The sequence below is a fragment of the Clostridium sp. MCC345 genome (assembly GCF_018785345.1).
GTDB classification, from domain to species: domain Bacteria; phylum Bacillota; class Clostridia; order Lachnospirales; family Anaerotignaceae; genus Anaerotignum_A; species Anaerotignum_A faecicola.
Genome location: NZ_WQPP01000044.1, coordinates 115,190 through 126,093, shown reverse-complemented (window position 1 = coordinate 126,093; position 10,904 = coordinate 115,190). Strand labels below are relative to the sequence as shown.

Genomic DNA, 10,904 nt, shown 5'->3' with positions numbered 1-10,904 from the left:
CCGGGCAGAAAACTGTTCGGACTTTTCTCATATAGTCCAAAGTTGCGGTAGAATTGTTCACAAGTTTTATGGTATAATTTGAATGCGATAGTTGAGCTACAAATCGGAATTTGTAGAGAGATTTCCTGAACTTTCCTTATTTTTCAAGGCTTACAGCCTCTTAGATAGTGAAATGATATGTATTTTCCCTTATTTTTGCCCTTGTGAGGAATCCGCAAGGGAAATAAGGGAATTTTTATTTAAGCATTGCTCGCTACTTTATCAAGAAGTCTTGCGGAATCCCGCTTTGCTTTTCTTGTTGAGTGAGCGTAGATGTTCATTGTGGTACTGACATCAGAATGTCCTAACAGTTCCTGTACATCTTTCGGAGCCGCCCCGTTGGAGAGAAGGTTGCTGGTGTAGGTGTGCCGTAACTGGTGGAAGTGAAAATCTTCAAATCCTTCCAGCTTTTTTGACACTGACCTGCATACAATGCCGAGTGTACTCGGCAGTTCTAAACTGCCATCCGGTCTGAGGCAGACAAAGGAGATTTCCTTATAATCTGCCGGGACTTCCTGTGTTCCGTCAAGGTGATAGTATTCATAATACACCCTGTTTTTTACATGCACCTCTTTGTAATAGTTGCGGTGGTAAAGTTCCCCGTACTGCATCCGGCTTTTCAGTTGTTCCCGTCTTGCTGCTTTCAATATTTCAGTCAGCGTATCTCCAAAATCAACAATCCTTACTTTCTTTCGCTTGGTTGTTCCAATCACATTCTTATGCTTCGTTCCGTCATAACGGATACTGCGTTTTATGGTCAGGCATTGTTCTTCAAGGTTGATGTCCTGCCATGTAAGACCACAGGTTTCCCCGATACGAAGTCCTGCATAATATGCGATCTGAATCGGCAGAATAGCAGGTGGATTTTTCTTTTCCAGATATTGGATAAGCCGTTCATAATCCTCATGTGAAATCGGCAGTGTACCTTCTTCCACTTCATCATCGGAAAAGAGGTCAACTTCCTCTGCCTGTTTTTTCAGCTTAATATACTGCATCGGATTGAAACTGATTAACTGTTTTGGAAATACTGCAAAACGGAATGACTGCTGTAACACTGCGGAAAAAGAATGGATATAATCTTTGCTGTATCCCTTTCTTACTTTCCCGTCTGGAAACTCACCACCGAATGTAAGCAGATCAAGAAATGCTTGTAAATGTTCGGCAGTAACTGTTTTCAGTTTGCGGTCTGCAATCGGGTGTTTTTTGATACAGCGGATTGCACCAAGATAATTTTCCACTGTACCGTTGCTGAGTGTCCCAGTTTTTAGTTCTTCTTCTGCCCACATGTCTAGAAGTTCCCCTACGGTAAGATTATCTGCCTTTGCAACAAACTTCTTATCTTCGTAGTCTTCCAGTGCCTTGCGGAGAAGCTTTTCCGTCTCACTTTTACTTTCGGTTCCGGCGTATTCTTTCTGAACCATTTTACCGCTTGCGTCCTCTACATAGAAGCGGTAGTACCATTTCTTTCCTTTTTTTCTAACAGATCCTTTTGCCATAATCGTATGTCTCCTTTCGATATCAGACAATCGGAACTGTTGAAATGCTTCTTGCGTGTAAGTATATCACAACTCCGGTTGTCTTACTATACCGATTCAGAATCCTCATACATAACTTCGGATAAAAGATTGGCAAGCCTTTGTTCTGCTGCTTCCGGTTTCTTTGAATAGAGCCTTACAACATCCGCCATATCATTAAATGCGTTGACAGTATGTGTGATCTCCCTGAGAAACATAATCTCATTATATTCATCTTTCGATTCAAATCCCATTACTTTGGCAATGTCCGCATCTTTGGTACTGCCTTTGTAATTTTTGCAGGCGAACTGAAACGAATCCAGAAACAGTTCATATTGCTTTAACATTAACAGCAGTAAGTCTTTAGAAAAAGCGTCTTCTGTTTTATTGAGGTCAAGAGGTAACTGTTTGAGAATGTTGCCCATCGCATCACGAATCTGCAATTCTTTCTTATCCGTAATATCAGTTTCATATTCATCGGTTTCCCCTTTGAGCCATTCGATTGATACATGAAGTGCTTCCGAGAGACCTTCCAGTACCATCTTTTTGGTATTGTCAATCGAACCATTCTCATAACGCAGGATTGTGGAAGCGGTAACTCCCATTTTCTCTGCGACATAAGGCTGTGTCAGATTTAATTCCAGACGGCGCTGTTTTGCCCTGCTGCCAATCAGCTTGCGTAGTTCTTTATCTTTCATGCTGATGTGCCTCCTTTTTCGGTATGTCATTACTATACCACGTAACAACATATATTGCAATATGCAATTTATAGAAAAGAAATACAATTTCATAATGCTTGACAGCAGGATGCAAACACGCTATACTGACAGCACAAATAAAATTGCATAATGCAATCAATAAGGAGGTGGTCATATGACGCAAAGAAAGATCGCCTTATCTATTGAGGAAGCTGCTGATTATACAGGAATCGGCAGGAACACCCTGCGAAAGTTGGTAGAGTGGAAGAAACTTCCGGTATTGAAGGTTGGGAGAAAAGTCCTGATCAAAACAGATATGCTGGAACTCTTTATGGAAGCCAACGAGGGCAGGGACTTGAGGGATAAGGGAAATGTGAAAGCAGTCACAAGAAACGGTTCAACTTAAAAAAGCGGTTCCCGAAGAAACCGCCAAAGGTTCTATCAGACCGGAGCCATGATATACCTACACGCAAGCAGATTATACCATATACTTCGTCTGACAGACAACAGGAAACTTATGTTTGGAAGAAAAATGAAAGGACGATGATATTTATGGCAAGATCAACAAAGAGTTATGAGGAGCGTATGCTCCAGTTGGAAAAGAAAGAACAGGAAAGCCTTGAGAAAGCAAAACAGTATGCAGCACAGAAACGGGAACTGAAGAAACGTCAGAAAGATGTGGAAACCAAAAGACGGACACACAGGCTCTGCCAGATTGGCGGTGCGGTGGAATCGGTGCTGGGTTCTACGATTGAGGAAGAAGATATCCCGAAGCTGATTGGCTTCTTAAAAAGGCAGGAAGCAAACGGAAAGTTTTTCTCAAAGGCAATGCAGAAAGAGCCAGTTGCAAATACGGAGGAAGTGTAATGCCGGAGGGAGTGGGTTTTCCATTCCCTTCATTGTTTTTTTATGAAGGGCGCATTTATGGACAACCAGAGGTCGTCCGTATAAGTTTGCCACAGGTGGCAACCGGTCTGCGCTTATGCTTGCCGGGCTCGTTCCGTCGGCGGGCATTTCATGCAGACCTGATCATGCCGCAGGAGGCACTCTTCGCCAGAGGGGCGCATTCCATTCAGGCTGTTATGCACAGGGCACTCTTACGCAGAGGGCGTTCCGGCAGATACCATTTTCTTTTAGGAAAACGTTACTTGCCGGAAATCAAAGCCGGATACGGCAGAAAAGGGGAAACGGATCATGGCAATTTTTCATTATACAGTAAAGATTGTTGGACGCAGCAAAGGAAAATCCATCATATCGGCATCTGCTTATCTCAATGGAGATGTGATGAAAAATGAAGAAATAGGCAGAATCAGTTATTACACTTCCAAAAGAGAAGTTGTTTATACCAGCCTGATGATGTGTGAAAATGCACCACAGGAATGGCTGAATGTACCTGCTGAAAATATCAGACGGTTCCAGAAATCTGTCCGATATAAAAGAGCAGATAACAAAGATGCTGCACTGGAAAAATTTAAACTCACTTTTCAGAAACAGCGTTTGTGGAATGAAGTTTTGAAGATTGAGAAGACCTCGGATGCACAACTCGGCAGGTCATTTGAATTTTCACTTCCGAAAGAATGGAGCCGACAGGAACAGATTGAATATACAACGGATTATATTCAGAAAAACTTTATAGACAAAGGCATGTGTGCAGATTGGAGCATTCACGATAAGGGCGATGGAAACCCACATGTGCATTTACTTGTGACGATGCGGCCATTCAATCCAGACCATTCATGGGGAAACAAAGAAGTCAAGGACTGGGATTTTGTCAGAGATGAAAATGGAAATATTGTGGTGGATGAATCCCATTCGGACTGGTGGCAGGATAAAAAGAACCCTGACCGTCATGGAATCCGAATCCCGGTATTGGACGAAAATGGCAATCAGAAAGTCGGTGCAAGGAACCGTAAACAGTGGAAACGTGTATTAACCGATGCTACCGGGTGGAATGATCCAAAGAACTGTGAATTGTGGCGGAGCGAATGGGCGAAAGTCTGTAATGCACATTTATCAGTAGAGCAACGGGTTGACCACCGTTCCTATGCAAGACAGGGGAAATTAGAAATTCCTACAATTCATGAGGGTGCAGATGCAAGAAAAATTGATGAGAAGTTTCAAAATGGACAGGTACAGACAGCTTCATGGAAAGTAGAGGAAAACCAGATCATAAAAAGACAAAATGCACTGTTGAAAAAGATACAGACCAGTTTCGGAAAAGTGTCTGGTGCATTATTACAATGGAAGGAGCGATTGAATGACCTTAGAAGAAAGCCGGGAAGTCATTCCCATGATGGAGTCAATGATAAACCGGATAGAGGAACAGCAGAAGCTTATGGCAGAGATGGTACAGGAATTGCAGGAACGGGACAGACAGCTTCTGTCCTTCCGGGAGCAGAACCAGAGTTTGCAGATATTAAACAGCGAGTTATCCGGGCTGTTGAATCTTTTGCCAGATACAGAAGAACTGCTTTCCCAGATCGAGCAGCTGAAAAACAGAATCGAACAGTTGGAAAACGAGAATCAGCAATGGCAGAAATTAACGCAGAAGCTGAACAGCGAGAACAGCTTATTACTGAAACAGAACAGCGAATTGCTGACCTTAAACAACAGATAGAGAAAGCGAGGGATATAGATGAGAGAATACGTAAACTCAGAGAACGTCGGACAGGTGGAAGAACTTCTGCTGATGACGGAACAGATGCAGGACGAACTGGATCAGAAAGACGAGACGATTATGGAACTGAACAGGCAGCTAAGCAGATCGCTGAGCTTGAACGAGAAATTGAACAGCGAAAACAGAGCCGAGAATATCGAAGCATTGCGGACAAGATTAAGGCAAACAGAGCAACAATTAACCAGCGAGACAGACAGCAGGAAAAGAGCCGACGCAGAAGTCGTGACATGGAAATTTAAGTACGAAAAAGTGGAACAGGAGAAACTTTATGCACAGACATACCAAAAGACGGTAGAGGTAGCTGTTGAGAAAAAAGTGCCTTATGAGAAATGTGAAAAATGTGATCGCACTGCTTACCGGAAAGCAAAAGAGAAATGCGATAACCGAAAAATTCAGTTGGAGAAAAAATATAAAAATATGACGACAGGTTATGAAAGTATCCTGTTCCTGCTGACATGGTACAGCATAGCAACTACACTGTTCGTTGCTATCCTTTCTCCTGCTTTCCTTAACGACTGCATCACTTTTTTCGTTACGATAGGAAAAGGAATTGTAAGCCTGCTTCAAGAGTTTGTGACAGGTGCAGATTCTTTCGGACAATTAAACAATGGAATCTCAAATAGTATCATTTCCGAGATTCTGTACTGGTTGATCATAGCCATTATTATGGGAATTTTATTCCTCATAACGGGATTCCTGATAATCGGGATTGGTTATCAGGTGGGGAAAATCTACCGGAAATATTGCTGGGATATCATCAGTATCATGATGGCAATAATGAGTACAGCTATCGTGATCTATTTCGGTGAATGGATAAAATCTGTTATTCCGATAAACCTTATTGTGCTATTACTTCTTGTGCATGTGGTCTATATCGGAATCCGATGTTATGTGAAAGACTGGCAGGAAGAACGGGGATATTATTAACTAAGACTTCCCATATCTAAAATGGGATTCGCACCTTGAAAATTCAATATTTCAGCTAACAAAATAGTGATTTATGCTGCTACAGACTTAGGATGGAGTGCATTTCGCAGATATTCCGGCAGTCTTGCTTCAAAATCAGCGGTAAAAGCAGTCAGTTGTTCATTGCTGAGCTTTAAAATTTCCTGAAGGCTTGCCATTAAGGCATCACTTTCTGCATTTAACAGGAGTGGAGACAAGACTTTCGGCCAAGGATTTTTATAATAATGCAAAAAAATCTATTCTTACAAAAAATCAGTTCTATTTTGACGCAAGACATGTATATGCAAATGCCAAAAGGAAACTTCCGTGTTTAAAACGCTTGCCGGAATTAACGAATGAAATGATATGTGTTCTAAAAAATATGGAAACCATGACAATTACATATAAACTCAGCGTTACAAATTTGGAATTTACAGGAAGTGTGACAAGAAAGCCAAAACGGTATACTGGGAAAAAAGATTAAGAAAGGAATAAAGAGCTGGTTTCAATTGTAAAATTTATGGGGAACTAACATCAGCTTATTGACATGAATTTAAAAATAAGTATAATAATAGTTGAGTAATTGTTCAACTATTATTATTTGGAGGTGAATATATGCCAAAAACGTCTTATATTTGTAATTGCGATGTAATTCATGAGGATATTGTGAATGATGTGAAATCCAAGATGCAACCCAAAGATGATTATATCCAGTTAGCATCTTTATTTAAGCTATTTGGAGATGGTACCAGAGTACAAATCTTACACGCTCTGGAACAGAGTGAGATGTGTGTATGTGATCTTGCTGTGCTACTGGGGGTAACGAAATCCGCAATCTCACACCAGTTAAAGGCATTGCGTCTTGCGAATCTGGTAAAATTCCGTAAAGAAGCACAGATAGTTTACTACTCGCTGGCAGATGATCATGTGAAAGAGATTATTGACAAGGGATTTGAGCATCTTTGGCAGAAATAATATTTTTTAATATTATAGTTGAGTAATTGAACAATTAAACAAATTATAGAGTAGGGATGCGCTGATTGCTGCAGGTTATGATCCGTGTAAAAAATGCAATCCGTAAAAATGTGTCAGATATTTAAAAAATATGGAAGAGGAAGGTTGTAGTTCTATATTGCAATACTTCTTCTTTGCGCATATTGGATATGTTGTTGAGGGCGACTGTTGCACGCAGAAGATAAGTTGCGCCGGTCTGCGATAATGTGCTGTTTGTATAAGGAAAAGGACAAGGAGTTATGATGAATTTTAGTGGTATATTGATTGGTGTGCTTACCTTTTTTCTGATTGGATTGTTCCATCCTATTGTTATATATGCGGAGTATTACTTTGGAAGCCGCTGTTGGCCGGTATTTTTGCTGGTGGGCATTTTGTGTATGATTCTATCCGTAAGAATGCAGGAAATACTTTGGTCGGTTTCCCTGGGTGTTTTGGGCGTCAGTTGCTTTTGGAGCATTAAGGAACTGAAAGAACAGGAAAAAAGAGTGGCAAAAGGATGGTTCCCGAAGCGGAAGGTGGATAAGCACTAAAGAAGAAAGCGGGGAGATGAGAAGATGGCGGTATGGAGATTACAGGTGAATACTGGAGGAGCGAACGTTGCGGATTATTGCTTGCAAAACCATGTTGCAGCACTTGGGGGCTGGCAAGGTACTTGCTATGGAGCGTTTATCAAGGCAATCTTACACGTTTCTGACGAGCTGATTGAAAAAATCTATATCGACTTCTTCAACAGACTGCCAGAATTCATGCAGAACGCCCTAAGTGAAGACTTCCGGGTGGCGTAAGTGGTATTTTTAGGATCTGAAATATAGAGTTTTCAAGGTACAAATCCCACTATTTATGTGGGAAGTTTAAGTGAGTAATTGAACAATTAAACAAATTATAAGGAGATTATCATGAAACGCATATTTCTATTAAAAGGGTTGGACTGTCCAAATTGTTCTGCAAAAATTGAAAAAGAAGTCGGAGAGTTGGATGGAGTGCAATCCTCAGTGGTAAATCTGATGAAGCAGACGCTTACAATCAATGTTACTCAGATAGCCGCAGATACGATAGCCAGTCAGATTGAAACGATTGTTTATAGTCATGAGCCAGATGTGGAAGTTCAGGAAGAAACCATTATGAATGTTACAAAGAGTTATTCGTTAAAAGGGTTGGACTGTCCGAATTGTTCCGCAAAAATTGAAAAAGAAGTCGGAGAGTTGGATGGAGTGCAATCCTCAGTGGTAAATCTGATGAAGCAGACGCTTACAATCAATGTTACTCAGACAGCCGCAGATACGATAGCCAGTCAGGTTGAAACGATTGTCCACAGCCATGAGCCGGGTGTGGAGGTTCAGGAAGAAACAATTATCCCTGTTACAAAGAGTTATTTGTTAAAGGGCTTGGACTGTCCGAACTGCTCCGCAAAAATTGAAAAAGAAGTCGGAGAATTGGATGGAGTACAATCCTCAGTTGTAAATTTGATGAAGCAGACGCTGACAATCAATGTTGCTCCAGCTGTCGCAAATACAATAGCCAGTCAGATTGAAACGATTGTCCACAGCCATGAGCCAGATGTAGAAGTTTCCAAAATTGCACAGGAATACTATATACCTGCAAAAAAACAGGATACCAATACATCCTATAACAATGAGGATAAGAAGTTGACAGTTCGTTTAGCGACTGGTGCAGCAATCTATGCCATTGGTATGGCATTGACTGTTTTTGCGAAAGTGCCACTGCCTATCGAGTTAGCTTTTCTCATTGTTTCTTATGTTATTCTTGGTGGAGATGTTGTATGGCAGGCTGTGAGGAACATTTCAAAGGGGCGTGTATTTGATGAACATTTTTTGATGAGTGTTTCTACGATTGGGGCTTTTGTCATTGGTGAATATCCAGAAGCAGTTGCTGTTATGCTATTCTATCAGGTAGGTGAATTTTTTCAGTCATTGGCTGTTAAGCGTTCCAGAAAATCTATATCAGACTTAATGGATATACGTCCGGATTGTGCTACAGTCAGAAGGAACGGAGAATTGATTACCATATCTCCTGAAAGTGTTGCCATTGGTGAGATTATTATTGTAAAGCCTGGTGAAAAAATCCCATTAGACGGTGTGGTATTGGATGGAGATTCTATGCTGGATACGAGGGCTTTAACTGGAGAATCGGTTCCGAGAAGCGTTCATAAAGGAGACGAAGCACTTTCCGGTTGTATGAATCAGACGGGTGTCTTAATGATTAAGACAACAAAAGCATTTGGTGAATCTACGGCTTCAAAGATTATTGATCTTGTGGAAAATGCGTCAAGCCGAAAAGCACCAACAGAAAATTTTATTACTACATTTGCACGTTATTATACACCTGTGGTTGTAATCTTAGCAGCTTTTCTGGCGATTCTGCCACCGATCATTCTTGGCGGAGGCTGGACAGAGTGGATTCGCAGAGGATTTGTTTTCCTTGTGGTATCTTGTCCATGTGCATTGGTTATTTCAATCCCGCTGACTTTCTTCGGCGGCATTGGTGCAGCATCTAAACGAGGTGTTCTTGTAAAAGGAAGCAATTATTTAGAGGCACTTAATAATGTCAGCGTTATTGTGTTCGATAAAACCGGAACACTTACAAAAGGTGTTTTCAATGTGACGGATATTCTGCCTGCAAATGGATTTTCAAAAGAACAGGTTCTGGAGCATGCGGCAGAGGCAGAGAGTTTTTCTAACCATCCTATTGCAAAATCCATTCTTGCTGCTTATGGAAAAGAAATTGATCAGTCAGTGATTTCTGATTATAAGGAAATTTCAGGATATGGAATCAGTGTAATGGCAGGGGAAAAGAAAGTTTTTGCTGGCAATACGAAACTTATGGATACAGAATGTATAGAGTACACAACCTGTGAAAACGCAGGTACAAAAGTTTATTTGGCTGTAGATGGTCAATATGCAGGATGTATTTTGATAACAGATGAAGTGAAGCCGGACAGTAAAAAAGCAATTTCTGACCTGAAACATATCGGCGTGGAAAAAACAGTCATGCTTACCGGTGATGATGAAAAAATTGGGAAGTCCGTTGCAGAAGAATTGCAGTTGGATGAATATTATGCACAGCTGCTTCCTGACCAAAAAGTGGAAAAGGTTGAGCTTTTAGATAGTAAAAAGAGACCGGGAAGCAAATTGGCTTTTGTTGGTGATGGTATCAATGACGCTCCTGTCCTTGCCCGTGCAGATGTTGGTATTGCAATGGGTGGGCTTGGTTCGGATGCGGCCATTGAAGCAGCAGATGTAGTTCTGATGACAGATGAACCGTCTAAGCTGGTGGACGCGATTGAAGTAGCAAAAGCGACAAAACAGATTGTCATGCAGAATATAGTGATTGCTCTTGGGATTAAGAGTGTGTTCCTGATTCTTGGCGCTCTTGGTATTGCGGGAATGTGGGAAGCTGTATTTGGTGATGTAGGCGTTACCATAATTGCTGTTTTAAACGCAATGAGAATTTTGAAAAAATAGGAAATGAGGTGGGAATGTGAAACGAAAACTGATTCTGTTAGTTGTTACGATTGTTTTTCTTGCAGGTTTCGGTGCACTTTTGCACTCACCGCCCTCTATGATTGATGCAGTCACAGGAGCAACACCGAAGTCAAAAAAGGCGGCTCAAGCCTCCGCACAGTTGGAAGGCTCTTATGTTCTCGGTATTAATATGATGTCAGATGGTCTCGACAACGAGAACACCCGGAATAAATTAAAAGAATTGGCACTGGACGATTCGGAAACAAATGAAACAGATCTCATGAAAACGGACATTAGTTTTCGGTTATATGTATCTGAGACGGATTATCCGCTTGTCAGTTATGCTAAGAAACTCTGTGACAGGTTGAAACAGGCCGGTTTCTCCGTAGATCTGAAAGAGTACAGTAACACAATGATGCTATCAAGAGTGGTAAGTGGAAAGTATGATGTATTCCTGGCATCGGATGATTTTATTGACGTTACAACGCTAACACAGATGGACTATATGATCATGGACAGCGAAGAAATGAGGTGA

The 10,904-nt window shown here is 41.2% G+C and carries 14 protein-coding genes; 11 read left to right on the top strand and 3 right to left on the bottom strand.

Annotated features, from left to right (window positions below; translation table 11 throughout):
• Positions 1-239: 239 nt before the first annotated feature.
• Entirely contained in the window at positions 240-1,535 is a 1,296-nt protein-coding gene (locus GPK49_RS09095) for a tyrosine-type recombinase/integrase (protein ID WP_215677538.1), read from the bottom strand.
• Positions 1,536-1,621: 86 nt separating this feature from the next.
• Complete coding sequence (locus tag GPK49_RS09090; RefSeq protein ID WP_117598208.1) at positions 1,622-2,251, bottom strand: helix-turn-helix domain-containing protein; 630 nt, start codon at positions 2,249-2,251, stop codon at positions 1,622-1,624.
• A 175-nt stretch (positions 2,252-2,426) separates the two neighbouring features.
• On the opposite strand from GPK49_RS09090, the gene GPK49_RS09085 reads away from it, so the two are divergent.
• From GPK49_RS09085 to GPK49_RS09065, 5 genes are all read left to right on the top strand, one after another.
• Positions 2,427-2,657 (top strand): helix-turn-helix domain-containing protein, encoded by a 231-nt coding sequence (locus GPK49_RS09085; RefSeq protein WP_002578307.1) that lies wholly within the window; start codon positions 2,427-2,429, stop codon positions 2,655-2,657.
• A gap of 146 nt (positions 2,658-2,803) precedes the next feature.
• Positions 2,804-3,118, top strand: coding sequence for a DUF3847 domain-containing protein (locus GPK49_RS09080; protein WP_215677536.1), 315 nt, complete (start codon positions 2,804-2,806; stop codon positions 3,116-3,118).
• Positions 3,118-3,546, top strand: a complete 429-nt coding sequence (locus GPK49_RS13195) for a hypothetical protein (protein WP_215677534.1) — start codon at positions 3,118-3,120, stop codon at positions 3,544-3,546. Before GPK49_RS09080 ends, GPK49_RS13195 begins: the two co-directional genes overlap by 1 nt.
• A complete protein-coding gene (locus GPK49_RS09070; protein ID WP_215677532.1) occupies positions 3,446-5,167 on the top strand; it encodes a MobA/MobL family protein in 1,722 nt (573 codons plus the stop codon). The genes GPK49_RS13195 and GPK49_RS09070 overlap by 101 nt, the downstream gene beginning before the upstream one ends.
• Positions 5,151-5,855, top strand: a complete 705-nt coding sequence (locus GPK49_RS09065) for a DUF6040 family protein (RefSeq protein WP_215677530.1) — start codon at positions 5,151-5,153, stop codon at positions 5,853-5,855. Before GPK49_RS09070 ends, GPK49_RS09065 begins: the two co-directional genes overlap by 17 nt.
• A 71-nt stretch (positions 5,856-5,926) precedes the next feature.
• Here GPK49_RS09065 and GPK49_RS13030 read toward each other — a convergent pair whose 3' ends face one another.
• A complete protein-coding gene (locus GPK49_RS13030) occupies positions 5,927-6,052 on the bottom strand; it encodes a hypothetical protein (protein ID WP_255647162.1) in 126 nt (41 codons plus the stop codon).
• Positions 6,053-6,081: 29 nt separating this feature from the next.
• On the opposite strand from GPK49_RS13030, the gene GPK49_RS09060 reads away from it, so the two are divergent.
• From GPK49_RS09060 to GPK49_RS09035, 6 genes are all read left to right on the top strand, one after another.
• Entirely contained in the window at positions 6,082-6,357 is a 276-nt protein-coding gene (locus GPK49_RS09060; RefSeq protein ID WP_318283888.1) for a PBECR4 domain-containing protein, read from the top strand.
• Positions 6,358-6,488: 131 nt separating this feature from the next.
• Positions 6,489-6,848, top strand: a complete 360-nt coding sequence (locus GPK49_RS09055) for an ArsR/SmtB family transcription factor (RefSeq protein ID WP_005330964.1) — start codon at positions 6,489-6,491, stop codon at positions 6,846-6,848.
• A 278-nt stretch (positions 6,849-7,126) separates the two neighbouring features.
• The gene (locus GPK49_RS09050) at positions 7,127-7,417 is read left to right on the top strand and encodes a DUF4491 family protein (RefSeq protein WP_015552777.1); all 291 of its coding nucleotides are present in this window, start codon (positions 7,127-7,129) and stop codon (positions 7,415-7,417) included.
• Positions 7,418-7,441: 24 nt separating this feature from the next.
• A complete protein-coding gene (locus GPK49_RS09045) occupies positions 7,442-7,672 on the top strand; it encodes a hypothetical protein (protein WP_118360373.1) in 231 nt (76 codons plus the stop codon).
• 111 nt (positions 7,673-7,783) lie between these two features.
• Complete coding sequence (locus tag GPK49_RS09040) at positions 7,784-10,369, top strand: heavy metal translocating P-type ATPase (RefSeq protein WP_215677528.1); 2,586 nt, start codon at positions 7,784-7,786, stop codon at positions 10,367-10,369.
• Positions 10,370-10,385: 16 nt separating this feature from the next.
• Complete coding sequence (locus GPK49_RS09035) at positions 10,386-10,904, top strand: DUF6921 family protein (RefSeq protein WP_215677526.1); 519 nt, start codon at positions 10,386-10,388, stop codon at positions 10,902-10,904.

What these genes read in the sequence shown, in the direction of transcription:
- GPK49_RS09095 (WP_215677538.1), bottom strand. Translation starts at nt 1,535, where the DNA reads ATGGCAAAAGGATCTGTTAGAAAAAAAGGAAAGAAATGGTACTACCGC.
- GPK49_RS09040 (WP_215677528.1), top strand. Translation starts at nt 7,784, where the DNA reads ATGAAACGCATATTTCTATTAAAAGGGTTGGACTGTCCAAATTGTTCT.
- GPK49_RS09085 (WP_002578307.1), top strand. Translation starts at nt 2,427, where the DNA reads ATGACGCAAAGAAAGATCGCCTTATCTATTGAGGAAGCTGCTGATTAT.
- GPK49_RS13030 (WP_255647162.1), bottom strand. Translation starts at nt 6,052, where the DNA reads ATGGCAAGCCTTCAGGAAATTTTAAAGCTCAGCAATGAACAACTGACT.
- GPK49_RS09055 (WP_005330964.1), top strand. Translation starts at nt 6,489, where the DNA reads ATGCCAAAAACGTCTTATATTTGTAATTGCGATGTAATTCATGAGGAT.
- GPK49_RS09090 (WP_117598208.1), bottom strand. Translation starts at nt 2,251, where the DNA reads ATGAAAGATAAAGAACTACGCAAGCTGATTGGCAGCAGGGCAAAACAG.
- GPK49_RS13195 (WP_215677534.1), top strand. Translation starts at nt 3,118, where the DNA reads ATGCCGGAGGGAGTGGGTTTTCCATTCCCTTCATTGTTTTTTTATGAA.
- GPK49_RS09080 (WP_215677536.1), top strand. Translation starts at nt 2,804, where the DNA reads ATGGCAAGATCAACAAAGAGTTATGAGGAGCGTATGCTCCAGTTGGAA.
- GPK49_RS09050 (WP_015552777.1), top strand. Translation starts at nt 7,127, where the DNA reads ATGATGAATTTTAGTGGTATATTGATTGGTGTGCTTACCTTTTTTCTG.
- GPK49_RS09045 (WP_118360373.1), top strand. Translation starts at nt 7,442, where the DNA reads ATGGCGGTATGGAGATTACAGGTGAATACTGGAGGAGCGAACGTTGCG.
- GPK49_RS09070 (WP_215677532.1), top strand. Translation starts at nt 3,446, where the DNA reads ATGGCAATTTTTCATTATACAGTAAAGATTGTTGGACGCAGCAAAGGA.